The following is a 24,175-nucleotide window of genomic DNA, read 5'->3' as shown; positions in this document are numbered from 1 at the left end:
TCCGCCCCGGTGTCCTTCACCCGCCGGCCGCCAGACGGTTGACACCGCCGCGCCCGGCCCATCCCGGCTCGCGTATCGCGAGCCATCGTCGAGGAGACTCCATGAAGCTGAAATGCATGATTGCCGTGCTGGCGCTGGGCGGATTCACGATCGGCGCCGCACACGCGGAACGCATCGTCACGATCGCTTTTTCCGGTCCGCTGACGGGCCCGCAAGCGGTGAGCGGGAAGGACGACGAGAACGGGCTGAGGCTCGCGGTCGAGACGCTGAACCGCACGCCGATTACGGTCGACGGACAGCCGGTCCGATTCCGGATCGTCGCCGAGGACGACCAGGCCGATCCGCGCACCGGCGTGCAGGTCGCGCAGCGTCTGCTCGATCGTCAGCCGGCCGCGTTCTTCGGCCCCGAGAATTCGGGCGTCGCGATTCCGGTCGCACGGCTGACGAACGCCGCGCGCGTGCCGATGCTGACGGTCGCGTCGAACCCGCAGCTGACCGCGCTCGGCTACGACAACGTGTTTCGCACGGGCGCGAGCGATTCGGTGCTCGGCGCGTCGATGGCCGCGTTTGCGGCAGGGAAGCTCGGCGCGAAGACCGCCGCCGTGATCGACGACCGCACCGCCTACGGGCAGGGGCTCGCCGAGCAGTTCATCGCGAAGGCGAAGTCGCTCGGGCTGCAGGTCGTCGCGCGCGAGTTCACGCATTCGCAGGCGACCGATTTCCTCGCGATCCTCGCGACGATCAAGGGAAAGAACCCGGACGTGATCTTCTTCGGCGGCTATACCGCGCAGGCCGCGCCGATGGCCAGGCAGATGGTCCAGCGCGGCGTGCGCGCGCGGCTGCTCGGCGGCGACGGGATCTGCTCGGCCAACATGGGCACCGTCGCGCAGACGGCATCGCGCAACGTGTTCTGCGCGATGAGCGGCGCGGGGCTCGACAGGACCGAGGCCGGCCGGGACTACGTTGCGCGATACCGTGCGCGCTTCAAGAGCGAGCCGCAGACATACGGCATCACGTACTACGACGGCATGCTGCTGCTCGCGAAAACGATGGCATCCGCGCAGACGACCGATCCCGCGAAACTGATCGAAGCGCTGCGTTCGGCTTCGCATGAAGGCGTGGCCGGGACATACGCGTTCACGGCGCGCGGCGAGCTGCTGAACGCGCCGACGACCGTGTTCACGTTCGAGGACGGGCAGATGGTGCCGGTGCGCTGACGCGTCAGAGGAAACGGATACGCGCTGCCTCTTCGGGCGCGAGCGTCAGCGCGGCCTTTGCCGCGCCGACCTCGCGCCTCCCGCCGGGCGGCTCGAGCCGGCGGATATCGGGCCACAGGGCGAACCCGAACAGCAAACGCAGGACTGTGCTGAGCCCATACAGGCCGATCGTGGCGGCTGCGCACCACGCAAACACGGCAAGCATGCCGTCGGTGCTGCGTTGTACGACCGACATGATGCCGATGACGAATGCGAACGCGATCGGTGCGCCGATCGTTACCGTGAGGTCGGAGCGCGCGCTCTGGATGCGCGCGGGGCGAACGAGATAGATGGAGCCGTCGGTCAGATTGCGCATGCGCGCATCTGCGCTGCGCATTCCGCACATCACGCGCGCCGCACATCCGCCGCCGCTTGCCGATAGGCGCTCGGCGTCTGCCCGGCCCAACGCCGGAACGCGCGCGTGAAATTCGCGGGGTCGGTGAACTGCAGCCGCTCGGCGATCGTTTTCAGATCGAGGTCCGAGGCCGCGAGCAGTTGCTTCGCGTCGCGAAAGCGTGCTTCGTCGAGCAGTTGCCGATAGCTCGAGCCGGCCTCCTCGAGCCGGCGGCGCAGCGTGCGCGTCGAGACGAGCAGCGTGTGCGCGAGCGCCTCCGGGTCCGGATAACCGCCTGTCGTGCGCGCCAGTTCGGCGCGCACGCGCTCGACGAAATCGCCTTCGTCGTGACGCACCTGCGCATATTCGCGTTCGACCTGTACCAGCGCCTGCCGATGGGCGACTTCGTCCGCGAACGGCAGCGGCCAGTCGAGCACGTCGCGCGCGACCCACAGCGCGTTGGCCGCGCATTCGAATTCGACCGGCGGCAGCCGGTCGCGGTAGCGCGCGAAATAATCGGGCTCCGGCCATGCGAAGCGCAGCGCGATCGCCGGCGACGTGCGGCCCGCCCATTGCGCGATGTTCTGCGCGAGCCCGGTCAGCACGAACTCGAACATCACATGATGCTGCAGCACGGGGTTCGCCTGTACGCCGTGCAGCTCGAGCGTCGCGCCGCGTTCGTCTTCCGCATAGCTCAGCCGATACTGGCGGTTGCGCATCCGGAAGTAGCGCTGCGTCACGTGCAGCGCCGTGCGGATGTCCGGCGCGGTCAGCGTCGCATAGCCGAGAAAGCCATGCACGGTCGGTTTCAGCAGCAGCCCGAACGCGAGGCCGATGCCGCGATCGCCGCCGATGTCGATCGCGTTCAGCACGAGCCGCCCCCATTGCGCCGGCGCGACGCGCGCGTCCGGCTCGGCCAGTACCGTGTCGCGCAGACCGGTGCCCGCGCGCACGGCGGCCGCGTCGATGCCGCGCGCGGCGAGCGCCTGCAGCAGCAGACGCGGATAGGCGACGGGAATCGTCGGGCGGCGCAGCCCGAGGCGATCCTTGCGGGACGGTGTGCTCATTGGATATTGGCCGGAAATGACAAGCATTATGGCTGTTTGTCCCCTCACGTTCAACGCGGCGCGCGCCTACGATGACGCTCATCGCGTATCGCTCCGACCATCATGACGACACCTTTCCCGCATCTGCTCGCACCGCTCGATCTCGGCTTCACGACGCTGAAGAATCGTGTACTGATGGGTTCGATGCATACGGGCCTCGAAGACAGCCGCAAGACGCTGCCGCGGCTCGCCGACTATTTCGCGGAGCGGGCGCGCGGCGGCGTCGGACTGATCGTGACGGGCGGCTTCGCGCCGAACGTGGCCGGCTGGACCAAGCCGTTCGGCGGCACGCTGATGACGTCGGCCGCCGCGCGGCGCCATCGCGCGATCACGCGCGCGGTCCACGCGGAGGACGGCAAGATCGCGCTGCAGATCCTGCATACGGGCCGTTACGGCTATCACCCGTTCGCGGTTGCGCCGTCGAAGATCAAGTCGCCGATCTCGCCGTTCGCGCCGCGCGAGCTGAGCGCCCGCGGCATCGAGCGGCAGATCCGCGCGTTCGTCCGCTGCGCGCAGCTCGCGCGCGAAGCGGGCTACGACGGCGTCGAGATCATGGGCTCCGAAGGCTACCTGATCAATCAGTTCATCTCGATGCATACGAACAAGCGCACCGACGCGTGGGGCGGTGCCTACGAAAACCGGATCCGGCTGCCGATCGAGATCGTCGAGCGCACGCGCGAAGCGGTCGGCCGCGATTTCATCCTGATCTACCGGCTGTCGATGCTCGACCTGATTCCGGACGGCAGCGACTGGCGCGAGACCGTGCAGCTCGCGAAGGCGGTCGAGCGCGCGGGCGCGACGATCCTCAATACGGGCATCGGCTGGCACGAGGCGCGCGTGCCGACGATCGCGACGTCGGTGCCGCGCGGCGCGTTCGCATGGGTCACGCAGAAGATGAAGGGGGAGGTCGGCATTCCGCTCGTCACGACGAACCGGATCAACCGGCCCGAAGTCGCCGAACGGATTCTCGCCGACGGCTGCGCGGACATGGTCTCGGTGGCGCGCCCGCTGCTCGCGGATCCGGAATTCGTCGTCAAGGCGGCGCAGGGCCGCGCGGACGAGATCAACACGTGCATCGGCTGCAATCAGGCCTGCCTCGATCATGCGTTCAGGAACCGGATCGCCTCGTGCCTGCTGAATCCGCGCGCGTGTCACGAGACCGAGCTGCAATATGCGCGCGCCACGCAGCCGAAGCGTATCGCGGTGGTCGGCGCCGGGCCGGCCGGGCTCGCCTGCGCGACCGTGCTCGCGCAGCGCGGCCATCGCGTCGACCTGTTCGACGGCGCGGCGGAAATCGGCGGGCAGTTCAACCTCGCGAAGCGGATTCCGGGCAAGGAAGAGTTTCACGAAGCGCTGCGCTATTTCGGCCGCCAGATCGAGCTGACCGGCGTCGCGCTGCATCTGAACCGGCGCGTCGAGGCGAGCGACCTGATCGCGGGCGGCTACGACGAGATCGTGCTCGCGACCGGCGTATCGCCGCGCGATCCGAAGATTCCGGGGCAGGACGGGCCGAACGTGCTCGGCTATATCGACGTGCTGACGGGCGCGCGGCCGGTCGGCCCGCGTGTCGCAGTGATCGGTGCGGGCGGGATCGGCTTCGACGTCGCGGAATTTCTCGTGCAGGACGGACCGTCGCCGGCGCTCGATCTCGACGAATGGAAAGCCGAGTGGGGCGTGACCGACCCGGCCGCGACGCGCGGCGGCATCACGCGCGCCAAGGTGTCGCCGCCGGCGCGCGACGTCACGCTGTTGCAGCGCAAGCCCGCGCCGCTCGGCAAGGGGCTCGGCAAGACGACCGGCTGGATCCACCGCGCGACGCTGAAGATGAAGCAGGTGAAGATGATCGGCGGCGTGAACTACGAACGGATCGATGCGCGCGGGCTGCACGTCTCGTACGGCGAGCAGCGCACCGGGCACGAATTGATCGAAGCCGACACGATCGTGCTCTGCACCGGCCAGGAACCGCAGCGCGCGCTGCTCGCGCCGCTGCAGGCGGCGGGGCGTTCGGTGCACGTGATCGGCGGCGCGGACCGCGCCGCCGAACTCGATGCAAAGCGCGCGATCGACCAGGGCGCGCGGCTCGCCGCGCGGCTGTAAGGCCGGCTCGCGCTTCGCACGCTCACGCCGCTTCGGCCTGCTCCGCCGCTTCCGCTTCGAGCATCGCGCGGACGATCAGATAGACGGCCGGCAGATCGTCGTCGTCGCGGCGCCAGTCGACCGGCTCGTCGATGTCGGCCGGCACGAGCCGGCTGTCGCACAGCCGGATGAACGCGTCGACGATCGCCGGATCGTTGCGGCTCACGAACCCCGCGTTCGAGAACGCGAGCGCTTCGACGTCGAGCAGCGCACGCCAGCTCATCGTGCGCTCCGCAGCGGGATGGCTGCGCCGCCGCAGGCCGAGCGCGCGCTGCGCGGGGCCGGCCACCGCGCGCTGCAGATCGGCGACCGCGCGCTGCGCGGCGCGCTCGAACTGGACAGGATTGAAGCCGGGTTGCTCGGGATCGAATGCGGATGACTGGAACATGGTCGCCTCACAAAGGTCCGTCCGTCGCGGGATGACGGAATTCGGGTCAAATGGTGCAAAAGCACTGTAAATATATACAGTGTCTCGCGCCGTTTCAAGCCCCGGACGCGATCCTGTTCGCTAGACCGCGGCGGCGATCGATTCGCGCAGCCACCGATGCGCCGGATCGCGATGCACACGCTCGTGCCACAGCATCGACATTTCGTAGCCGGGCACGTCGATCGGCGCGTCGACGACGCGCAGCGCAGGCGTATCGCGCACGAGCCGCTCGGGCAGCATCGCGACGAGATCGGTGCTCGCGAGCACCGACATCACGAACAGGAAATGCGGAACGGACAACACGACGCGCCGCGTTGCGCCGACCTTCGCGAGCGCCTCGTCGGTCACGCCGAAGAAGCCGCCGCCGTCCGGCGACACGATCACATGCTCGAGCGCATTGAACTGCGCGAGCGTCGGGCGACGTTTCAGTTTCGGATGACCGGCGCGGCCGACGAGCACGTAGCGCTCGACGAACAGCGGCAGCCGGCGCATGCCGGGCGGCGATCCTTCGGTCGTATGGAAGGCGAGGTCGATGTCGTTGCGCGCGGCCGCCTGCTCGATGCGCGGCGGCACGAGCTCGACGATCGCGAGCCGCGTGCCGGGCGCGGCCGTGCGCAGCGCATGCAGCGCGGGCAGCACGATCGTCGATTCGCCGTAGTCGGTCGCGGCGACGCGCCACGTGTGCGTCGCGGTCGACGGATCGAACGGCGTCGCGGGCAGCACCGCGCGTTCGACCGCCTCGAGCGCGTCGCGCAGCGGCTCGCGCAGCGCTTCCGCGCGCGCGGTCGGCCGCATGCCGCGCGGCCCCGGCAGCAGCAGCGGATCGCCGAACGTATCGCGCAGCTTCTGCAGATGCACGCTGACCGACGGCTGCGAGAGGTTGAGCTTCTCGGCCGCGCGCGTCACGTTGAGTTCGGCGAGCAGCACGTCGAGCGTCACGAGCAGGTTCAGGTCGAGTCGCTTCAAATTAGTCATGGCTATACCTGGAATATCGGAAATTCATTTCCAATATACCGGTGCGATCGGCATCCTGCAGCCAATTCAACCGACGGAGGACCGAACATGAACGTGCTGATCGTCTATGCACATCCCGAGCCGCGTTCGCTGAACGGCGCATTGCGCGATTTTGCCGTGGCGCGTCTGGAAGCGGCCGGGCATACGGTGCAGGTGAGCGACCTGTATGCGATGAACTGGAAGCCCGCGCTCGACGCAAACGACATGATCGACCACTCGCACGACGCGCGCTTCGATCCGGCGCTCGACTCGAAGCGCGCATACGAGACCGGCACGCAGCGCGAAGACATCGCGCGCGAGCAGGACAAGCTGAAATGGGCCGATACGGTGATCCTGCAGTTCCCGCTGTGGTGGTTCTCGATGCCGGCGATCATGAAAGGGTGGGTCGAGCGCGTGTATGCGTACGGCTTCGCATATGGCGTCGGCGAGCATTCCGACCGGCACTGGGGCGATCGCTACGGCGAAGGCTCGCTCGCCGGCAAGCGCGCGATGCTGATCGTCACGACCGGCGGATGGGAATCGCACTACAGCGCGCGCGGGATCAACGGGCCGATCGACGACGTGCTGTTTCCGATCCAGCACGGCATCCTCTATTACCCGGGCTTCGATGTGTTGCCGCCGTTCGTCATCTATCAGACGCACCGGATGGACGACGCGCGTTTCGCGGAAACGCGCGTCGCGCTCGGCAAGCGTCTGGACGAACTCGCCACGACACCGCCGATTCCGTATCGCCGGCAAAACGCGGGCGACTACGAGATCCCGGCGCTGACGCTGAAGCCGGACATCGCGCCCGGGAAGGTCGGCTTTGCCGCGCATCTGGCGGCGTAGCGCGTGCATCGCGCGCTGCACGCGTAGCGCGCCATGCACGAGCGCGATACGCGCGCCGCACGACGCAAAAACGGCACGAACGACCCGCGCGTTTTCGCAGGCCGCCGTTGCCGTTCGCCCTTTGCCCTTTGCCGTGCCGCGTGCCGCCGTCAAACGACGGCCGCGACACGCGCGCGCTTACCGATCGTCGTCGCGCACCGACGACGGATGGCGGCACAGCGCGCGTACCTCCATCTCCATATACGGAAACAGCGGCAGCTGACTCAGCACGTCGTGCAGCTGCTGCACGCTGTCGACGTCGAAGATGCTGACGTTCGCGTACTGTCCGGCGATCCGCCACAGATGCCGCCACACGCCTTCGTTCATCAGCCGCTGACACATCGCCTTTTCCTCGGCCTTCAGCGTCGCGGCTTTGACCGGGTCCATATCCGCCGGCAGGCGGACCTTCATTTCCACATGAAACAGCATCCTGTGCTCCGTTTGTCGGTTCGCGGGACGACGCCGGTCACACGTGCGCGCGCACGCGTTCGACGTCGGTGGTCGGCACGTTGTCGCGCGCGCCGACCAGCGTGAAATCGAAGTCGATCAGCGCGAACGGGCCGTCGATCCCGTACGGCTTGCCTTCCGCGCCTTCTGCCTGGCGGATCTTCGGAATCAGGCCCTCGCGCGTCGCGAACGCGAAGTCGTCCCAGATGTGCGGATCGCCTTCGATGTTGATCTGCGTGGTCAGCTTACGGTATCCGTCCGCGGAAACGAAGAAGTGAATGTGCGCAGGACGGTGGCCGTGGCGGCCGAGCTGATCGAGCAGCAGCTCGGTCTTGCTGCCCGGCGGCACGCTGTAGCCGACCGGCAGCACGCTGCGGAAGCTGTAGCGGCCTTCGGCGTCGGTGCGGATCGAGCGGCGCAGGTTGAACGGCGGCTGCGACTGATCGAAATACGAGTAGTTGCCGAGATGGTTCGCATGCCAGACCTCGACGAGCGCGTTCGCGATCGGCGCGCCGTCGCTGCCGAGCACGCGGCCGCGCATTACGAGCGTCTGGCCCGGATCGGTGCCGTCGTCGAGGCGCGCATGGCCGACCGACTCCGGCGCACCGGCGACGTACAGCGGCCCTTCGATCGTACGCGGCGTGCCGCCGCGGATGCCGGCCTTCGCCTCCGCCTCGTCCATCCGCACGTCGAGGAAGCGCTCGAAGCCGAGGCCCGCGGCGATCAGCCCGAATTCGCGGCCGGCTTCGTTCAGGTAGTTCAGCGCGGTCCAGAACTCGCTCGGCTGCACGTCGAAATCCTCGATCGTGTAGCACAGGTCCTTGACGATGCGGTTCACGATCGCGCGCACGCGCGGATTGCCGGGCTTTTCCGCGGCGTCGTCGAAGGTCTTCAGCAGGGCGTCGATTTCTTGTCGGGTCATCTCTGTCTCCGGTTTCGGTTGTCGTATGGAATCAGCGGGCGGTGCGCCGCATCCGCTCGATGCGCGCCCAGTCGAACGCGATGCCGAGGCCCGGCGTCGCCGGCAGATGCAGCTTGAAGTCCTCGTAGCGCAGCGGTTCGACGAGGATTTCCTCGGTCAGCAGCAGCGGGCCGAACAGCTCGGTGCCCCATTTCAGCGAAGCGAACGTGCTGAACAGTTGCGCGGAGGCGATCGTGCCGGCCGCGCCTTCGAGCATCGTGCCGCCGTACAAATCGATGCCGGCGGCCGACGCGATCGCCGCGACCTGCGCGGCGCCTTGCAGCCCGCCCGACTGCGCGATCTTCACGGCGAACACGTCGGCCGCGCGTGTTTGCGCGAGCGCGAACGCGTCGATCGGGCCGTGCAGCGCCTCGTCGGCCATGATCGGCACGTGTGCGAGTTGCGTGAGCCGTTGCAGGCCCGTCCGGTTGCTCGCGGCGATCGGCTGTTCGACGAGGCTCACGCCCGCGTCCGCGAGGCGCGCGCAGGCGCGGATCGCATCGGTTTCCGTCCATGCCTGGTTCACGTCGACGCGCACGTCGCCGCGCTCGCCGAGCGCGCGCTTGATCGCGATCACGTGCGCGACGTCGTCGTCGACCGCGTTCGACCCGATCTTGAGCTTGAACGCGCGGTGGCGACGCGCATCGAGCATCGCTTCGGCCTCTGCGATGTCGCGCTTCGTGTCGCCGCTCGCGAGCGTCCATGCGACGTCGACCGCATCGGTCACGCGGCCGCCGAACAACTCGGACAGCGGCACGCCGACGCGGCGCGCCTGCGCATCGAACAGCGCCGTCTCGAGCGCGCATTTCGCGAAGCGATTGCCCTGGAACAGCTTGCGGGCGCGCGCCATCGCGGCGCCCGGACGCGTCGCGTCCATCCCGCGCAGCAGCGGCGCGAAATACGTATCGATGTTGATCTTGATGCTTTCCGGGCTCTCCTCACCGTACGCGAGCCCGCCGATCGTCGTCGCTTCGCCGACGCCTTCGATACCGTCCGTGCATCGTATGCGGACCAGAACGAGCGTCTGGCAGTTCATCGTCGCGACCGAGAGTTTGTGGGGCCGGATCGTCGGTACGTCGACCAGCAGCGTCTCGACGCTTTCGATCGTGGCGGCTGTTGCTATCATGCGATTCCTCCTGTCGGTGCACATGGTAGGAATACGCGCCGGGCCGCGTCCAACACTCTTTCCGACTACTTCCATACCTTCGGAGCATGAAATGGAATTGCGCCAGCTTCGGTACTTCATGGCCGTGGCCGAGGAAATGAACATCACGCGCGCGGCCGAGCGGCTGCACATCACGCAGCCGCCGCTCAGCCGCCAGTTGCAGGCGATCGAGGAGGAACTCGGGCTGCCGCTGTTCGTGCGCGGCGCACGGCCGCTGAAGCTGACCGACGCGGGGCGCGTGTTCTACGCGCAGGCGCGACGCCTCGTCGAGCAGGCCGACGAACTCGGGCCGCTGACGCGGCGGCTCGCGCAGCTGTCGGAACGGATCGTGATCGGGTTCGTGCCGTCGACGCTGTACGGCGCGCTGCCCGACGTGATCCGCGCGTTTCGCGAGGCGCAGCCGGACGTCGAGCTGTCGCTCGTCGAAATGTTCACGCTCGAGCAACTGGGCGCGCTGAAGGGCGGGCGGATCGACGTCGGCTTCGGGCGGCTGCGCTTCGACGACGACCAGCTCGTGCGCGAAGCGCTGATCGAGGAAAAGCTGATCGCGGCGGTGCCGGTCGGTCATCCGCTCGCCGATCCCGACCGGCCGCTGACGCTCGCGGACCTCGCGAACGAAACGCTGATCGTCTACCCGAGCACGCCGCGGCCGAGCTTCGCGGATCAGCAGTTGTCCGCGCTGCGCGACGGCGCGCTCGTGCCGGCCGCCGTGCACGAGGTGCGCGAACTGCAGACGGCGCTCGGGCTCGTCGCGGCGAAGGTCGGCGTGTCGCTGGTGCCGGAGAGCGTGGAGGGCGTGCGCGTGAAGGGCGTCGTCTACCGGCGGCTGCCGGAACCGGTCGCGACGTCGCCGATCATCATGAGCCGCCGGCTGCACGGCGAAAGCGCGGCGACCGCGAAGTTCTGCGCGATCGCGCGCGAGATGATCGTGCCGGCGGGGCAGGCGTAGCGGCGGTCGATCGCTCGATCGATTGCCTCGCCGGTTCGCAACTAACGGCCTATCCCGCGTGCGTCCGCATGGCGGCGGCGCCTGAGTGCATGAGATGCATGAGCGCCTGAGCGCGGGCATCCAGACGCCGGAGCGCGCACCGGCGCTTACGACCGCCCGGCAAGCGTGTCCGAAGGCGATTCGCCGAATCTTTCCCGATACGCGAGCGCGAACCGGCCGAGGTGCGTAAACCCGCAGTCGAGCGCGATGTCGGCGATGCGCCGCTCGGGCGTCGCGCCGAGCAGCAGCTCGCGCGCATGCTCGAGGCGCTTCGCGCGCAGGTATTGCATCGGGCTCGTGCCGCGAAACTGCAGGAACGCATCGCGCAGCGTGCGCTCGGGCACGTCGGCCGCGCGCACGATGTCGGCGAGCTGCAGCGGCTGCGCGTAGTGCGCATCGACGAATTCCTGCGCGCGCCGCACGAAGCCGGGCACCGGATCGTGGCGTGCCGCCGGCAGCACGGACGGCGGGTGGCCTTCGATCAGCAGATCGATCAGCAGATGCTCGAGCTGCGACGCGACGCGCGGATTCGTCCGCGCGCGTTCGAGCAGCTCCGGCGAGCGCGCGACCAGCATCAGCTGATCGCGCCACGCGGCGAGCGCCGCGTCGCTGACGTGCAGCACCGGATCGAGCGTCGCGCGCGGATCGCCGGTCAGCGTGCGCACCGTCGCCGCGTCGATCCGCAGCACGAACTGCTCGCAATCGGCCGACAGCAGTGCATCGAAGCGTTCGCCCGGCGCGCAGAGCACGCCCGTCTGAGCATCGACGCCGAGTTGCCGCCCCATCGCGCGCACGTCGGCGTGGCCGGACAGGCAGAACATCAGCAGGTAGTAGCCGTCGACCGCGTCGACCTGCACGCGCATCGCATCGCCGAACGCGATCGTGCCGATCCCGAGCCCGCCGAGCCGCACGAAATCCATATGCGACGCGCCGCGCACGCGGCCGCTCGGCAGCAGTGCATGCGGCTGCATCACGCGCGAGATCCGCTCGCGCGTTTCGTCGAGATCGCGGGATTCGAACAGCCGATGCGCGCGCAGCGCAAGCGGCTCGAACGGCGTTGGGGACATGGGCCGGGCCTTGTGGGGACGTGCGCATCGGTCGGACGAATCGGTCGCGACCGCGCGCGGCATCGTGTGTGCGTCATGCTAGCGCAGAAATCCGCCGAAAGTGGATACTGCGCCGCCGCAATCGCACTTTCCGGATAGACGCCGAATATTAGCGTTTCAAAAATCCGCTCCATGGAGTCAACGACACGGATCGACAAGGAGTCCGACATGGAGCACACAGAATCGCCCGTCCGGTTCGCCGCGCGCGACGCCGCCGCCGACGTGGTTTTCCCGCACGACGACGGCTCGCGCGTGCCGTACAAGGTGTTCAGCTCGCGCGCGGTGTACGACCGCGAACAGGAACGCATCTTCCGCGGGCCGACCTGGAACTTCGTCGCGCTGGAAGCGGAAATCCCGAATCCCGGCGACTTCAAGAGCACGTTCGTCGGCGACACGCCCGTCGTCGTCACGCGCACGGACGACGGCACGCTGGCCGCCTGGGTGAACCGTTGCGCGCATCGCGGTGCGCAGGTCTGCCGCAAGGCGCGCGGCAACGCGAGTTCGCATACGTGCGTCTATCACCAGTGGAGCTTCGATAACCGCGGCAACCTGCTCGGCGTGCCGTTCCGGCGCGGCCAGAAGGGCATGACCGGGATGCCGGCCGATTTCGATCCGAAGCAGCACGGGCTGCGCCAGCTGCGCGTCGACAGCTATCGCGGGCTCGTGTTCGCGACGTTCAGCGACGAGGTGGCGCCGCTGCCCGACTATCTCGGCGAGCAGATGCGTCCGTGGATCGACCGGATCTTCCACAAGCCGATCGAGTATCTCGGCTGTACGCGCCAGTATTCGAAGTCGAACTGGAAGCTCTATCTCGAGAACGTCAAGGATCCGTATCACGCGAGCATGCTGCATCTGTTCCATACGACGTTCAACATCTTCCGCGTCGGGATGAAGGCGCGCTCGATTCCGGACGCGAATCACGGGCTGCACAGCATCATCACCGTGACGAAGACGGGCGACGACACGTCGGCCGCCTACAAGCAGCAGAACATCCGGTCGTTCGACGAGGGCTTTCATCTGGAAGACGAATCGATCCTCGATCTCGTGTCCGAATACGACGAGGACTGCACGAACCACATTCAGCCGATCTTTCCGCAGCTCGTGATCCAGCAGATCCACAACACGCTCGTCGCGCGGCAGATCCTGCCGAAGGGACCCGACAACTTCGAGCTGATCTTCCACTTCTTCGGCTACACCGACGACACGCCCGAACTGCGCGCGCTGCGCATCAAGCAGGCGAACCTCGTCGGGCCGGCCGGCTACATCTCGATGGAGGACACCGAAGCGACCGAGCTCGTGCAGCGCGGCACCGTGCGCGACGGCGACGCGACGTCGGTGATCGAGATGTCGCGCGGCAATCCCGACCAGCAGGACACGGTGATCACCGAAAGCCTGATCCGCAAGTTCTGGGTCGGCTACCAGAAGCTGATGGGCTATTGAATCGGGAGCGCGCAATGATGGACAACCTGACCGAAGACATGAACACGTGGTTCGCGATCTACATGCTGCAGAACCGCTACATCGGCCACCTCGACAACAACCGCCTCGAACAGTGGCCCGAGATGTTCACCGAGGACTGCACGTACGAGATCGTGCCGAAGGAGAACGCCGATCTCGGGCTGCCGGTCGGCATCGTGCACTGCACGAACCGGCGGATGCTGCGCGATCGCGTCGTGTCGCTGCGGCACGCGAACATTTACGAGGAGCATACGTACCGGCACATGACGTCCGGCCTCACGATCGTCGCGCAGCGCGACGGCGAGATCGAGACCGAGAGCAATTACGTGGTCGTGCAGACGCGCAGCAACGGCGAATCGAACGTGTATCAGGCCGGTAAGTATTACGACACGGTCGTGCGCACGCCTGAAGGCTGGCGTTACCGCACGAAACGCGTGATCTACGACACGTCGCGCGTGCAGACGCTGCTCGCGACGCCGATCTGATCCAGCAAGGAGACGACATGACCGAAGCAACGCTCGCCGAGTGGCATCCGCTCGGCACGCTCGACGAATTTTCCGAAGACGAACCGGCCGCGCGCGTGGCGGGACAGAAGCCGATCGCGGTGTTCCGGATCGGCGACGAGCTGTTCGCGATGCACGACCTCTGCTCGCACGGCCACGCGCGGCTGTCCGAAGGCTATGTGGAGGACGGCTGCGTCGAATGCCCGCTGCATCAGGGGCTGATCGACATCCGCACCGGTGCGCCGAAGTGCGCGCCGATCACCGAGCCGGTGCGCACGTATCCGATCCGGATCGTCGACGGACAGGTGGAAGTCAATGTCGGCTGACCCGTTCGTGATCGTCGGCGCCGGACATGCGGCGCGCCGCACGGCCGAAGCGCTGCGCGCGCGCGATCCCGACGTGCGCATCGTGATGATCGGCGCGGAGCGCGAACTGCCGTACGACCGTCCCGTGCTGTCGAAGGACGCGCTGCTCGGCGACGGCGGCGAACAGCGTGCGTTCGTGCGCGATGCCGGCTGGTACGACGCACAGCGGATCGCGCTGCGGCTCGGCACGCGCGTCGACGCGATCGAGCGCGACGCGCAGCGTGTGCGGCTCGACGACGGTTCGAGCCTGCCGTACGCGCGGCTCGTGCTCGCGACCGGCTCGCGCGTCCGCCCGTTCGCGGGGCCCGTCGACGACGGCGTCGCGCTGCACTACGTGCGTACGGTCGCCGACGCGCGTGCGCTGCGCGCGCAGCTCGCGCCCGGCCGTCGCGTCGCGGTACTCGGCGGCGGCTTCATCGGCCTCGAGGTGGCGGCCGCCGCGCGGCAGCTTGGCTGCGACGTGACGGTCATCGATCCGGCCGCGCGGCTGCTGCAGCGCGCGCTGCCGGAAGTGGTCGGCACGTATGCGCGGCAGCTGCACGACGGCCGCGGCGTCGCGTTCCGGCTTGCGACGACGCCGCGCGCCGTCCGCCGCGCAGCGGGCGGCGGCGCGATCGTCGACACGGACGCCGGCGACGTGCAGTGCGATGTGGTGGTCGTCGGCATCGGCGTCGTGCCGAACGTCGAACTCGCGCATGCGGCCGGGCTCGACGTCGACAACGGCATACGCGTCGACGCCGGCTGCCGCACGGCCGATCCCGCGATCTTCGCGGCCGGCGAGGTGACGATGCATTTCAATCCGCTGCTCGGCCGCCATGTGCGGATCGAGTCGTGGCAGGTCGCGGAGAATCAGCCGGCGGTGGCGGCCGCGAATGCGCTCGGCGCCGACGACACCTACGCGGAGCTGCCGTGGCTGTGGTCCGACCAGTACGAGTGCAACCTGCAGATGCTCGGGCTGTTCGGCAGCGAGCACGCGATCGTCGTACGCGGCGATCCGGCGAGCGGCGCATTCACCGCGTTCGGGCTCGCGCACGACGGCAGGATCGTCGCGGTGGCGGCCGCGAACGCGGGGCGCGACATCGGCGCATCGCGCAGGCTGATCGCGGCCGGCGCGACGCCCGATCCGGCGCGGCTTGCCGATCCGGCCGTGAATCTGAAAGCGTTTCTGTAACGGGCGCACGGTCGCACGCGCGCATGCGTGGCGGCATGGGCGCGTGCGGTGCATTTGGCGGCAACGGCCGACTCGGTGCATATTGGCGGCATCGCGTGCATTGCCCGTTGCCCATGACGTCAGACAAAGCCCTTGAACTGAAACGCAGCAAGCGCCGCGCGCTGTGGCTGCTGCTTGCCGCCGTCGCGGTGTTCGTGACGACGATCTTTCTGCCGCGCGGCCCGTGGATCGACGGCGTGAAGGCCGTCGCCGAAGCCGCGATGGTCGGCGCGCTCGCCGATTGGTTCGCGGTCGTCGCGCTGTTCCGGCGCGTGCCGATCCCGTTCGTGTCGCGCCACACCGAAATCATTCCGCAGAACAAGGACAAGATCGCCGACAATCTCGCGGTGTTCGTCCGCGAGAAGTTTCTCGGCCCCGACGCGCTCGCCGCGCAGATCCGCCAGCACGATCCCGCGCAACGGCTCGGCGCGTGGCTCGGCGAGCCGGCGAACACCGAGGCGCTCGGCGGCTACGCGACGAAGCTGATGAGCTTCGCGCTCGACATGACCGACGACGCGCGCATCCAGTCGTTCGTGCACGACGCGTTCCGCTCGGCGATCGACCGGATCGACCTGTCGCAGTCGGCCGGCGCGATCCTCGATACGCTGACGAAGGACGGCCGCCATCAGGCGCTGCTCGACGATGCGATCGCGCAGATCGTCGCGGTGCTCGGCAAGGACGAGAACCGCGACGTGATCGCGGGCTTCATCGTCGAATGGCTGAAGACGCAATATCCGAAGGTCGAGAAGATCATGCCGACGCACTGGCTCGGCGAGAACGGCGCCGAGCTCGTCGCGAATGCGGTGAGCCGCGTGCTCGAAGCGGTCGCGGCCGACCCCGAGCATGAGCTGCGTCAGCGCTTCGACCGCATCGTGCACACGCTGACGGAGCGTCTGAAGCACGATCGCGCGTTCATCGACAAGGGCGACGAAATCAAGCGCTACATCCGCGACGGCGATGCGTTCAACGCCTATCTGAAGGACCTCTGGGTGCAGTTGCGTGCATGGCTGAAGGCCGACCTCGCGCGCCCCGATTCGGCGCTGCATCGGCAGGCCGCGACGCTCGGCGGCTGGCTCGGCGCGCGGCTCGCGGAAAGCCCGGCGTTGCGCGCGTCGCTGAACGAGCATGTCGAGCGTGCGGTGCACGAGATGGCGCCCGACTTCGCGGATTTCCTGATGCGGCATATCCGCGATACGGTGCGCAACTGGGATGCGCGCGAGATGTCGCGGCAGATCGAACTGAATATCGGCAAGGACCTGCAGTACATCCGCATCAACGGCACGCTGGTCGGCGGGCTGATCGGGCTCGGGCTGTATCTGGTGTCGCTCGTGCCGCGCTGGGCCGGCGGCTGGTTGCACTGACCCGGCCGCGCGCCGCGCCGCGCGGCTGCGCGCGCATCAGGCGTGCGCTTTCGCGCCGTGCAGTTGCAGGCCGAGCGCCTTGATCACTTTCAGGATCGTGCCGAAGCTCGGATTGCCGTCGTGCGACAGCGCCTTGTACAGCCCCTCGCGCGATAGCCCCGCATCGCGCGCGACTTGCGACATGCCGCGGGCGCGCGCGATCACGCCGAGCGCGTGCGCGATGAATGCCGGATCGTCGCCGCCTTCCTGGAGGCAGGCTTCGAAATACTCGGCCATGTCGTCGTCGGTCTTCAGGTGTTCGGCCGAATCCCACGGCCGCGTGCTGATCTTGCTCATCGGTTACTCCAGGTCGAGATGCTCGAGCATCGCATGGGCGGCGCGAATATCGTCGCGCTGCGTGGATTTGTCGCCGCCGCACAGCAGGACGACCCATATCGTGCGCCGCCGCACGAAGTACACGCGATAGCCGGGGCCGTGATCGATGCGCATCTCGTAGACGGGCGACCCGACGGACTTCCAGTTGCCCAGATTGCCCATCGACAGCCGATCGATGCGCGCCTGAATGCGGCGCTTCGCGGTGCGGTCCTGCAGGCCGGCAAACCACGCGTCGAACACGGCGGTCGTCCGGATGCTGAACGTTGGAGCAAGGTAAGGCATCACAGGCAATTTGTCAACCACGGTTCACATCCTCATCGGAAGGTTGGAGCGTCACAGTACGGCCGTGCGCGCGGTCATGGCGCGGATTCGGCCGTCAGGCCGATGTGCGGGACGGTGCCGCTCACGTCGACGTCGTCGTTTCGAGATAGCGTCTACAATCGAAAACGGCTTTGCCGTCCGCGTGTCGCGCGCGGGCGGGTCCGTTCGCCTCCCATCGGGAGGCGCCGCCGCGCGCCGCGCGGTGGGCAGTGCCCCTGGTTCGTATCCGGTAGGTAATACGTTCGCGCGCCGTAGGCCGGCGCGCGCCGTCTCAAGCGTCGCGCGTGCGTAAGCCGTGCGCGCGGCATCAACCGAGAGTCCCCATGAAAGCATCGGATCTGTTCGTGAAGGCGCTGGAGGCCGAGGGCGTCGAGTACGTGTTCGGCATCCCCGGCGAAGAAAACCTCGATCTGCTCGAATCGCTGCGGCGCTCGAAGATCCGGCTCGTGCTGACGCGGCACGAACAGGCGGCCGGCTTCATGGCCGCGACCTACGGCCGCCTGACGGGCCGCACCGGCGTGTGTCTCGCGACGCTCGGGCCCGGCGCGACGAATTTCGTGACGGCCGCCGCCTATGCGCAGCTCGGCGGGATGCCGATGCTGATGATCACGGGCCAGAAGCCGATCAAGTCCAGCAAGCAGGGCCACTTCCAGATCGTCGACGTCGTCGGCATGATGCAGCCGCTGACGAAATTCACGCGGCAGATCGTGTCGATCGGCAATATTCCGTCGGCGGTACGCGAGGCGTTCCGGCGCGCGGAGGAGGAGCGGCCGGGCGCCGCGCACCTCGAGCTGCCGGAAGACATCGCGCACGAGGAAGGCGACGGCAAGCCGATCCCGCGCAGCTTCAGCCGGCGGCCGATCGCCGAGCAGAAGGCGGTCGCGCATGCCGTCGATGCGATCCAGGCCGCGCGCCATCCGCTGCTGATGATCGGCGCGGGCGGCAACCGCAAGACGACCTGCAAGATGCTGCTCGAATTCGTCGACAAGACGGGCATCCCGTTCTTCACGACGCAGATGGGCAAGGGCGTGATCGACGAGACGCATCCGCTGTGGCTCGGCAATGCGACATTGTCCGACGGCGATTTCGTGCATCGCGCGATCGAGCATGCGGACTGCATCATCAACGTCGGCCACGACGTGATCGAGAAGCCGCCGTTCTTCATGCGCGCGGACGACAAGACCGTGATTCACGTGAACTTCCTCGGCGCGCAGGTCGACCCCGTGTATTTTCCGCAGATCGAAGTCGTCGGCGATATCGCGAATGCGGTCTGGCAGATGAAGGAAGCGATCGCGCCGCAGCCGCACTGGGATTTCGAGCGCTTCGCGATGATCAAGGAACATTTCGACGCGCACCTGCAGAAGGGCCAGCACGATCCGCGCTTCCCGATGTATCCGGTGCGGATCGTCAACGACCTGTACAACGCGTTGCCGGTCGACGGCATCGTCTGTCTCGACAACGGGATGTACAAGATCTGGTTCGCGCGCTACTGGCGCGCGCACGAGCCTAACTCGCTGCTGCTCGACAACGCGCTCGCATCGATGGGCGCCGGTCTGCCGTCGGCGATCGCGACGAAGATCGTCCATCCGCAGCGCAAGGTGATCGCCGTGTGCGGCGACGGCGGCTTCATGATGAACTCGCAGGAGCTCGAAACGGCGGTGCGCCTCGGGCTCGACATCGTCGTGATGATCTTGCGCGACGACGCGTTCGGCATGATCCGCTGGAAGCAGGAAAACATGAACTTCCCCGATTTCGCGATGACGCTGAAGAATCCCGACTTCGTGTCGTATGCGCAGAGCTACGGCGCACACGGCCATCGCGTCGAATCGGCCGATGCGCTCGAGCCGCTGCTGCGCGAATGCTTCGCATCGCCGGGCGTGCACGTGATCGACGTGCCGGTCGACTATTCCGACAACGAGCGCGTGCTGAACCGCGAGATCAAGCGGCTGTCGGCGCAGCTCTGAATCCCCGTTCACCGGAAGGAGCCATTCCATGCTGAAGGAAACCTATCCGTACTACCTGGCCAACGAGGCCGTCTACGCGAATACCGATCTCGAAGTCACCGACAAGTACAGCGGCAAGGTCGCGACGCGCGTCGCGCTCGCCGATGCGAAAGCGATCGACGCGGCAATCGGCGCGGCCGTCGACGCGACCAAGCCGATGCGCGAACTGCCTGCGTACCAGCGGCAGGCCGTGCTCGACCACTGCGTCGCGCGCTTTCGCGAGCGCTTCGACGAACTGGCGGAAGCGCTCTGCATCGAGGCCGGCAAGCCGATCAACGACGCGAAGGGCGAGGTCACGCGACTGATCGACACGTTCCGCGTCGCGTCCGAGGAAGCGGTGCGCATCGACGGCGAAGTGCTGAACCTCGAGATCTCCGCGCGCGCGCAGGGCTATACGGGCTATACGCGCCGCGTGCCGATCGGTCCGTGCTCGTTCATCTCGCCGTTCAACTTTCCGCTGAACCTGGCCGCACACAAGGTCGCGCCCGCACTCGCGGCCGGCTGCCCGTTCGTGCTGAAGCCCGCGAGCCGCACGCCGGTCGGCGCGCTGATCATCGGCGAAGTGCTCGCGGAAACCGATCTGCCGAAGGGCGCGTTCTCGGTGCTGCCCGCGCATCGCGACGGCGCGGATCTGTTCACGACCGACGACCGTTTCCGGCTGTTGTCGTTTACGGGCTCGCCGGCCGTCGGCTGGGCGCTGAAGGAGAAGGCCGGCAAGAAAAAAGTGGTGCTCGAGCTCGGCGGCAACGCGGCCGCGATCGTCGACGCGGACCAGCGCGACCGGCTCGACTATGTGGTCGAGCGTCTCGCGTTCGGCGCGTTCTATCAGTCCGGCCAGAGCTGCATCGGCGTGCAGCGGATCCTCGCGCATGCGGACATCTACGACGCGTTGCGCGACAAGCTGATCGCGAAGACGCGCGCGCTGAAGATGGGCGATCCGAAGGATCCGTCGACGTTCGTCGGCCCGATGATTTCCGAGTCCGAATCGCGGCGGCTGTCCGGCTGGATGGACGCGGCCGTGGCGGCCGGCGCGAAGATCGTCGCGGGCGGCAAGGTCGACGGCGCGATGTTCGAGGCGACGCTGCTCGAAAACGTCGGCCGCGACCAGGACCTGTACCGGAAGGAGGCGTTCGGGCCGATCGCGATCCTCGAGAAGTTCGACCGCTTCGACGACGCGCTCGCGCGCGTCAACGACAGCGATTTCGGGCTGCAGGCCGGCGTGTTCACCGATTCGCTCGCGCATACGCAGCAGGCGTGGGACGAACTCGAAGTCGGCGGCGTCGTGATCAACGACGTGCCGTCGTTCCGCGTCGACAACATGCCGTACGGCGGCGTGAAGGATTCGGGGCTCGGCCGCGAAGGGATCCGCTACGCGATCGAGGACATGACCGAGCCGCGCCTGCTCGTCGTGCGGCGTCGCTGACGCACGCTGCGCGCCTCGACGACGGCACGCCGGCCGCAGGACGGGCCGCGTGCCGTTTTTCCGTGCGCGGCCGCGCCCCGCGCCCGCGGCGGGGCGAACGACCTCGACTGCGCGCGGCGGTCATGTTGTAATCGCGCGCAACGACCGCCCGGGCCAAGACACCGGCGGTTCCGCCGGTTCCTTCCTCGAGAGGTCGATTCATGTCCCCCGTGTCGGCATTCAAGCTGATTCTGTTGTCATTCCTTGCGATCGTCGCGCTCGAATACGTGGCGAAGCGGCTGCGGCTGCCGCCGGCGGCCGCGCTGCTGGTCGGCGGCATCGGCATCGCGTTCATTCCGGGCCTGCCGCCGATCAACCTCGATCCCGACCTCGTGCTCGTCGTGTTCCTGCCGCCGCTGCTGATGGACGGCGCGTACTTCTCGGTATGGCAGGAGTTCAAGCGCAACGTCGGCGGGATCCTGCTGCTCGCGATCGGCGCGGTCGCGTTCACGACGTTCGCGGTCGGCGTTGCCGTCCACTGGGCCGTGCCGTCGCTGCCGTGGGCCGCGTGTTTCGCGCTCGGCGCGATCGTCTCGCCGCCCGACGCGGTGGCGGCGAAAGCGGTGCTCGAGCGCGTCGCGCTGCCGCGCCGGCTGATGGTGCTGCTCGAAGGCGAAAGCCTGCTGAACGACGCGGCGGGGCTCGTGCTGTTCCGCTTCGCGGTGGCCGCCGCGCTGACCGGCGCGTTCAGCCTGCAGCATGCGGTGGTCGGCTTCGCGGAGCTCGGGCTCGGCGGCGTCGTGGTCGGCTTCGTGATCGGCCGGCTCGTCGTGTGGTTCCTGAAGCTGCTCGACGACGACTATCTCGTGATCACCGTCGCGGTGCTCGCCGGCTGGATCGCCTATATCGCGGGCGAAATGGTCGAGGTGTCGGGCGTGATCGCGACCGTCACGGCCGGCATGATCGTCGGCTGGCATCAGCACGAGGTGTTTTCCGCGGCGGTGCGCACGCGCGGCACGGCGTTCTGGCAGGTGATCGTGTTCCTGCTCGAGGCGCTCGTGTTCGTGCTGATCGGCCTGTCGCTGCGCGGCGCGATGCTGCGGCTCGGCGGCCTCGACCAGGTGCTCGCGACGATGCTGCCGCCGGTCGGCGCGGTACTGGCCGCGGTCGTGCTGTCGCGCTTCGTCTGGATCTATGCGGTCGAAGCGCTGAAATGGCCGGTGCGCGGCATCATGCGGCGCGGCGACGGGCCCGACTGGAAAGCGGCGACCGTGATGAGCTGGGCCGGGATGCGTGGCGTCGTCACGCTCGCGATCGCGCTGTCGTTGCCGGACGCGATGCCGGGCCGCGACGTGATTCTCGTCGCCGCCTTCGCGGTGATTCTCGTGACGGTACTGCTGCAGGGCACGACGATCGGGCCGCTGATCCGGCTGCTGCGGCTGCCGCAGCGCCACGAGCGCGCCGCGCACCACCTGAGCGAGCCGCAGGCGTGGGCACGCGTCGAGGCCGCGCAGCTCGCGGCGATCCAGCCGCTCGTGCGCGACGAGAACGGGGTCGTGATCCATCCGCGGCTGCTCGAACAGTACACGTACCGCGCGGCGCTGACCGAGCGGCTGAAGGACGAGCCCGAGTTCCCCGCCAGCGCACGCACCGCGCACTACGACGTCGTGCTGGCCGCGATCGCGGCCGGTCGCGCGGAACTGCTGCGCCTGCATCGCACGGACCGCATCCACGACGAGATGCTGCATGCGCTCGAACGCGATCTCGACCTGCAGGAAGTGGCCGCCTATCACGCGCGCGGCTGATTTGCCCTCGGACGCACGCGCCGTTGCGGCTGGACCTCGGGGCGCCCGTGCGCCGCGCCCGCCGCGTGGCGTGCCGGGCGCTCGTCGGTCGCCCGCGACGGCGGCCCGTGCGCCCAGTCGCACCGCCCGCCGCACACGCGCGCCGGCGATCCGGAAATGATCCGATTTATTCGATTCCGACTGCTTCCGCTCATTTGACAAAGCTGAATCATTCCGAGATAGATGCTGTGCTCTAATTTCATTTAGAATCAGCCGGTTATGTTTATTGAGAGAAAGTGTGCGGAGGTAATACGGGCGTCGACGGGGAAAATCGACGGCCGAAAGCCCCGTCCACCAAGGCCGGCGGGCCAGGCTGGCGAAATCGGGCGGCATTTTCCGTCCGAAAAATAAGATAGCGTCCAGGTCGGATAAACAACGTATATGAAAGAATCGATTGGAGATTCGGCATTTGAAACGGTATTTATGAAAGAATCGAGCGGTGAAAGCGCGTCGGATTGTCTCCAATCCGGTTTATCGGTGCTGCTCGTCGACGATCAGCCGTTCGTCGGCGAGGTGATCCGTCGCGCGCTGCGCAGCGAACACGACATCGACCTGCATGTGTGCACCGACGCGCACCGGGCACTGACGGTCGCGCGCGACGTGAAACCCACGGTGATCCTGCAGGATCTCGTGATGCCCGAGATCGACGGGCTCGATCTCGTGCGCGCGTGGCGCGCGGACGCCGACACGGCGCGCGTGCCGATCATCGTGCTGTCGGCGAAGGAGGAGCCGATCGTCAAGCGCGAAGCGTTCATCGCCGGCGCGAACGACTATCTGGTGAAGCTGCCGGACGCGATGGAGCTGACGGCGCGGATCCGCTATCACTCGAATTCATACCTGATGTCGCGGCAGCGCGACGAGGCGCTCGACTTTCTGTCGCACGACATGCGCTCGCCGCAGACCTCGATTCTGGCGCTGCTCGACGTCTATCGCGCCGAGCACGGCGACATGCCGGCGATCATGGAACGCATTGCCGGCCATGCGCGGCGTGCGCTCGCGCTCGCCGACGGCTTCATTCATCTGACGCGTGCGCAGTCGGAACGGCGCGCGCACGAACTCGTGAGCCTCAACGAGATCGTGCTCGATGCGGCCGACCAGTTGTGGGAGAAGGCGAACGGCTTCGGCAGCCGCGTCGTCGCGCACGTGCCCGACACGGATTGCGTGACGATGGGCGATCGCATGATGCTGACGCGCGCGGTCGCGAACCTGATCGACAACGCGCTGAAATACGGTCCGGCCGGCACCGACGTGCACTGCACGCTCGCGGCCGACGACGGCGCGTGGCTGATCGGCGTCGAGGACGCCGGCCGCGGCATCGCGCCCGAGCAGCGCGCGGCCGCGACCGAGTCGTTCGTGCGGCTCGAATCTGCGCACGGCGCCGCGCGCAGCGGATTCGGGCTCGGGCTCGCGTTCGTGCGCGCGACCGCCGCGCGGCATCGCGGCCAGATCCTGATGCGCAATTCGGCGCGCGGCTTCATGGTCGCGCTGCGCCTGCCTGCGCAAGCGCAGCGGTGATGGACGGGCGC

At 67.8% G+C, this 24,175-nt stretch carries 23 protein-coding genes; 13 read left to right on the top strand and 10 right to left on the bottom strand.

Going from position 1 to position 24,175, the window contains the following annotated elements:
• Positions 1-101 precede the first annotated feature (101 nt).
• Positions 102-1,217: a branched-chain amino acid ABC transporter substrate-binding protein gene (locus tag BCR55_RS19430; protein WP_065495507.1), complete on the top strand. Its 1,116-nt coding sequence runs from the start codon at positions 102-104 to the stop codon at positions 1,215-1,217.
• Between the two features lie 4 nt (positions 1,218-1,221).
• Here BCR55_RS19430 and BCR55_RS19425 read toward each other — a convergent pair whose 3' ends face one another.
• Positions 1,222-1,572: a hypothetical protein gene (locus BCR55_RS19425; RefSeq protein ID WP_244104624.1), complete on the bottom strand. Its 351-nt coding sequence runs from the start codon at positions 1,570-1,572 to the stop codon at positions 1,222-1,224.
• Between the two features lie 29 nt (positions 1,573-1,601).
• On the bottom strand, positions 1,602-2,684 hold the full coding sequence (locus BCR55_RS19420) for an AraC family transcriptional regulator (RefSeq protein WP_006404229.1): 1,083 nt from the start codon (positions 2,682-2,684) through the stop codon (positions 1,602-1,604).
• A gap of 75 nt (positions 2,685-2,759) precedes the next feature.
• Here BCR55_RS19420 and BCR55_RS19415 point away from each other — a divergent pair, with 75 nt between their 5' ends.
• Complete coding sequence (locus BCR55_RS19415; protein WP_065495504.1) at positions 2,760-4,793, top strand: NADPH-dependent 2,4-dienoyl-CoA reductase; 2,034 nt, start codon at positions 2,760-2,762, stop codon at positions 4,791-4,793.
• A gap of 22 nt (positions 4,794-4,815) precedes the next feature.
• On the opposite strand, the gene BCR55_RS19410 is transcribed toward BCR55_RS19415, so the two are convergent.
• Both BCR55_RS19410 and BCR55_RS19405 read right to left on the bottom strand, forming a co-directional pair.
• On the bottom strand, positions 4,816-5,220 hold the full coding sequence (locus BCR55_RS19410; RefSeq protein ID WP_006404227.1) for a DUF2471 family protein: 405 nt from the start codon (positions 5,218-5,220) through the stop codon (positions 4,816-4,818).
• 120 nt (positions 5,221-5,340) lie between these two features.
• The gene (locus BCR55_RS19405; RefSeq protein WP_065495500.1) at positions 5,341-6,234 is read right to left on the bottom strand and encodes a LysR family transcriptional regulator; all 894 of its coding nucleotides are present in this window, start codon (positions 6,232-6,234) and stop codon (positions 5,341-5,343) included.
• An 87-nt stretch (positions 6,235-6,321) separates the two neighbouring features.
• On the opposite strand from BCR55_RS19405, the gene BCR55_RS19400 reads away from it, so the two are divergent.
• A complete protein-coding gene (locus BCR55_RS19400) occupies positions 6,322-7,101 on the top strand; it encodes an NAD(P)H-dependent oxidoreductase (protein WP_065495498.1) in 780 nt (259 codons plus the stop codon).
• 177 nt (positions 7,102-7,278) lie between these two features.
• Here BCR55_RS19400 and catC read toward each other — a convergent pair whose 3' ends face one another.
• The 3 genes from catC to BCR55_RS19385 are packed head-to-tail and all read right to left on the bottom strand — an operon-like array spanning position 7,279 to position 9,674.
• Positions 7,279-7,569: a muconolactone Delta-isomerase gene (gene catC, locus BCR55_RS19395; RefSeq protein WP_006398002.1), complete on the bottom strand. Its 291-nt coding sequence runs from the start codon at positions 7,567-7,569 to the stop codon at positions 7,279-7,281.
• Between the two features lie 37 nt (positions 7,570-7,606).
• Entirely contained in the window at positions 7,607-8,509 is a 903-nt protein-coding gene (gene catA / locus BCR55_RS19390; protein WP_065495496.1) for a catechol 1,2-dioxygenase, read from the bottom strand.
• Between the two features lie 31 nt (positions 8,510-8,540).
• Positions 8,541-9,674 carry a muconate/chloromuconate family cycloisomerase gene (locus BCR55_RS19385; protein ID WP_065495494.1) on the bottom strand — a complete coding sequence of 378 codons (1,134 nt, stop codon included), beginning with the start codon at positions 9,672-9,674 and terminating at the stop codon, positions 8,541-8,543.
• Positions 9,675-9,765: 91 nt separating this feature from the next.
• On the opposite strand from BCR55_RS19385, the gene BCR55_RS19380 reads away from it, so the two are divergent.
• Complete coding sequence (locus BCR55_RS19380) at positions 9,766-10,662, top strand: LysR family transcriptional regulator (protein WP_065495492.1); 897 nt, start codon at positions 9,766-9,768, stop codon at positions 10,660-10,662.
• Positions 10,663-10,808: 146 nt separating this feature from the next.
• Here the strand turns inward: BCR55_RS19380 and andR are convergent, their stop codons facing one another.
• Entirely contained in the window at positions 10,809-11,768 is a 960-nt protein-coding gene (gene andR / locus BCR55_RS19375; RefSeq protein ID WP_065495490.1) for an anthranilate 1,2-dioxygenase regulatory protein AndR, read from the bottom strand.
• Between the two features lie 207 nt (positions 11,769-11,975).
• Between andR and andAc the strand changes: the two genes are divergently transcribed.
• The 5 genes from andAc to BCR55_RS19350 all read left to right on the top strand — a co-directional run bounded on the left by andAc (position 11,976) and on the right by BCR55_RS19350 (position 16,704).
• On the top strand, positions 11,976-13,247 hold the full coding sequence (gene andAc / locus BCR55_RS19370) for an anthranilate 1,2-dioxygenase large subunit AndAc (RefSeq protein WP_059875252.1): 1,272 nt from the start codon (positions 11,976-11,978) through the stop codon (positions 13,245-13,247).
• Positions 13,248-13,261: 14 nt separating this feature from the next.
• Positions 13,262-13,750, top strand: coding sequence for an anthranilate 1,2-dioxygenase small subunit AndAd (gene andAd / locus BCR55_RS19365; protein WP_065495488.1), 489 nt, complete (start codon positions 13,262-13,264; stop codon positions 13,748-13,750).
• A 17-nt stretch (positions 13,751-13,767) separates the two neighbouring features.
• Positions 13,768-14,094 carry an anthranilate 1,2-dioxygenase ferredoxin subunit AndAb gene (gene andAb / locus BCR55_RS19360; protein ID WP_006404219.1) on the top strand — a complete coding sequence of 109 codons (327 nt, stop codon included), beginning with the start codon at positions 13,768-13,770 and terminating at the stop codon, positions 14,092-14,094.
• Positions 14,084-15,304 (top strand): anthranilate 1,2-dioxygenase system ferredoxin--NAD(+) reductase, encoded by a 1,221-nt coding sequence (gene andAa, locus BCR55_RS19355; protein ID WP_065495486.1) that lies wholly within the window; start codon positions 14,084-14,086, stop codon positions 15,302-15,304. Before andAb ends, andAa begins: the two co-directional genes overlap by 11 nt.
• A 113-nt stretch (positions 15,305-15,417) precedes the next feature.
• Positions 15,418-16,704, top strand: coding sequence for a DUF445 domain-containing protein (locus tag BCR55_RS19350; RefSeq protein WP_065495484.1), 1,287 nt, complete (start codon positions 15,418-15,420; stop codon positions 16,702-16,704).
• Between the two features lie 36 nt (positions 16,705-16,740).
• Here the strand turns inward: BCR55_RS19350 and BCR55_RS19345 are convergent, their stop codons facing one another.
• Both BCR55_RS19345 and BCR55_RS19340 read right to left on the bottom strand, forming a co-directional pair.
• The gene (locus BCR55_RS19345; protein WP_006398012.1) at positions 16,741-17,040 is read right to left on the bottom strand and encodes an addiction module antidote protein; all 300 of its coding nucleotides are present in this window, start codon (positions 17,038-17,040) and stop codon (positions 16,741-16,743) included.
• 3 nt (positions 17,041-17,043) lie between these two features.
• Positions 17,044-17,361: a type II toxin-antitoxin system RelE/ParE family toxin gene (locus tag BCR55_RS19340; protein WP_012217495.1), complete on the bottom strand. Its 318-nt coding sequence runs from the start codon at positions 17,359-17,361 to the stop codon at positions 17,044-17,046.
• 362 nt (positions 17,362-17,723) lie between these two features.
• Here BCR55_RS19340 and BCR55_RS19335 point away from each other — a divergent pair, with 362 nt between their 5' ends.
• The 4 genes from BCR55_RS19335 (at position 17,724) to BCR55_RS19320 (ending at position 24,164) form a co-directional block, all read left to right on the top strand.
• Positions 17,724-19,364 (top strand): acetolactate synthase large subunit, encoded by a 1,641-nt coding sequence (locus BCR55_RS19335; protein WP_006398015.1) that lies wholly within the window; start codon positions 17,724-17,726, stop codon positions 19,362-19,364.
• 28 nt (positions 19,365-19,392) lie between these two features.
• Positions 19,393-20,826 (top strand): aldehyde dehydrogenase family protein, encoded by a 1,434-nt coding sequence (locus tag BCR55_RS19330; protein WP_006404214.1) that lies wholly within the window; start codon positions 19,393-19,395, stop codon positions 20,824-20,826.
• Between the two features lie 200 nt (positions 20,827-21,026).
• Positions 21,027-22,610, top strand: a complete 1,584-nt coding sequence (locus tag BCR55_RS19325; RefSeq protein WP_065495481.1) for a Na+/H+ antiporter — start codon at positions 21,027-21,029, stop codon at positions 22,608-22,610.
• Between the two features lie 420 nt (positions 22,611-23,030).
• A complete protein-coding gene (locus BCR55_RS19320; RefSeq protein ID WP_006404211.1) occupies positions 23,031-24,164 on the top strand; it encodes a hybrid sensor histidine kinase/response regulator in 1,134 nt (377 codons plus the stop codon).
• The last annotated feature ends 11 nt before the right edge of the window (positions 24,165-24,175 follow it).

This window comes from Burkholderia sp. CCA53 (assembly GCF_001685525.1).
Lineage (GTDB): Bacteria > Pseudomonadota > Gammaproteobacteria > Burkholderiales > Burkholderiaceae > Burkholderia > Burkholderia multivorans.
This window is presented reverse-complemented; position numbering and strand designations above follow the sequence as displayed.

What these genes read in the sequence shown, in the direction of transcription:
- catC (WP_006398002.1), bottom strand. Translation starts at nt 7,569, where the DNA reads ATGCTGTTTCATGTGGAAATGAAGGTCCGCCTGCCGGCGGATATGGAC.
- BCR55_RS19430 (WP_065495507.1), top strand. Translation starts at nt 102, where the DNA reads ATGAAGCTGAAATGCATGATTGCCGTGCTGGCGCTGGGCGGATTCACG.
- andAb (WP_006404219.1), top strand. Translation starts at nt 13,768, where the DNA reads ATGACCGAAGCAACGCTCGCCGAGTGGCATCCGCTCGGCACGCTCGAC.
- BCR55_RS19345 (WP_006398012.1), bottom strand. Translation starts at nt 17,040, where the DNA reads ATGAGCAAGATCAGCACGCGGCCGTGGGATTCGGCCGAACACCTGAAG.
- BCR55_RS19405 (WP_065495500.1), bottom strand. Translation starts at nt 6,234, where the DNA reads ATGACTAATTTGAAGCGACTCGACCTGAACCTGCTCGTGACGCTCGAC.
- BCR55_RS19400 (WP_065495498.1), top strand. Translation starts at nt 6,322, where the DNA reads ATGAACGTGCTGATCGTCTATGCACATCCCGAGCCGCGTTCGCTGAAC.
- andAa (WP_065495486.1), top strand. Translation starts at nt 14,084, where the DNA reads ATGTCGGCTGACCCGTTCGTGATCGTCGGCGCCGGACATGCGGCGCGC.
- BCR55_RS19385 (WP_065495494.1), bottom strand. Translation starts at nt 9,674, where the DNA reads ATGATAGCAACAGCCGCCACGATCGAAAGCGTCGAGACGCTGCTGGTC.
- BCR55_RS19330 (WP_006404214.1), top strand. Translation starts at nt 19,393, where the DNA reads ATGCTGAAGGAAACCTATCCGTACTACCTGGCCAACGAGGCCGTCTAC.
- BCR55_RS19415 (WP_065495504.1), top strand. Translation starts at nt 2,760, where the DNA reads ATGACGACACCTTTCCCGCATCTGCTCGCACCGCTCGATCTCGGCTTC.
- BCR55_RS19350 (WP_065495484.1), top strand. Translation starts at nt 15,418, where the DNA reads ATGACGTCAGACAAAGCCCTTGAACTGAAACGCAGCAAGCGCCGCGCG.
- BCR55_RS19325 (WP_065495481.1), top strand. Translation starts at nt 21,027, where the DNA reads ATGTCCCCCGTGTCGGCATTCAAGCTGATTCTGTTGTCATTCCTTGCG.
- BCR55_RS19420 (WP_006404229.1), bottom strand. Translation starts at nt 2,684, where the DNA reads ATGCTTGTCATTTCCGGCCAATATCCAATGAGCACACCGTCCCGCAAG.
- BCR55_RS19335 (WP_006398015.1), top strand. Translation starts at nt 17,724, where the DNA reads ATGAAAGCATCGGATCTGTTCGTGAAGGCGCTGGAGGCCGAGGGCGTC.
- BCR55_RS19425 (WP_244104624.1), bottom strand. Translation starts at nt 1,572, where the DNA reads ATGCGCAATCTGACCGACGGCTCCATCTATCTCGTTCGCCCCGCGCGC.
- andAd (WP_065495488.1), top strand. Translation starts at nt 13,262, where the DNA reads ATGATGGACAACCTGACCGAAGACATGAACACGTGGTTCGCGATCTAC.
- andR (WP_065495490.1), bottom strand. Translation starts at nt 11,768, where the DNA reads ATGTCCCCAACGCCGTTCGAGCCGCTTGCGCTGCGCGCGCATCGGCTG.
- BCR55_RS19320 (WP_006404211.1), top strand. Translation starts at nt 23,031, where the DNA reads ATGAAAGAATCGATTGGAGATTCGGCATTTGAAACGGTATTTATGAAA.
- BCR55_RS19410 (WP_006404227.1), bottom strand. Translation starts at nt 5,220, where the DNA reads ATGTTCCAGTCATCCGCATTCGATCCCGAGCAACCCGGCTTCAATCCT.
- andAc (WP_059875252.1), top strand. Translation starts at nt 11,976, where the DNA reads ATGGAGCACACAGAATCGCCCGTCCGGTTCGCCGCGCGCGACGCCGCC.
- catA (WP_065495496.1), bottom strand. Translation starts at nt 8,509, where the DNA reads ATGACCCGACAAGAAATCGACGCCCTGCTGAAGACCTTCGACGACGCC.
- BCR55_RS19380 (WP_065495492.1), top strand. Translation starts at nt 9,766, where the DNA reads ATGGAATTGCGCCAGCTTCGGTACTTCATGGCCGTGGCCGAGGAAATG.
- BCR55_RS19340 (WP_012217495.1), bottom strand. Translation starts at nt 17,361, where the DNA reads ATGCCTTACCTTGCTCCAACGTTCAGCATCCGGACGACCGCCGTGTTC.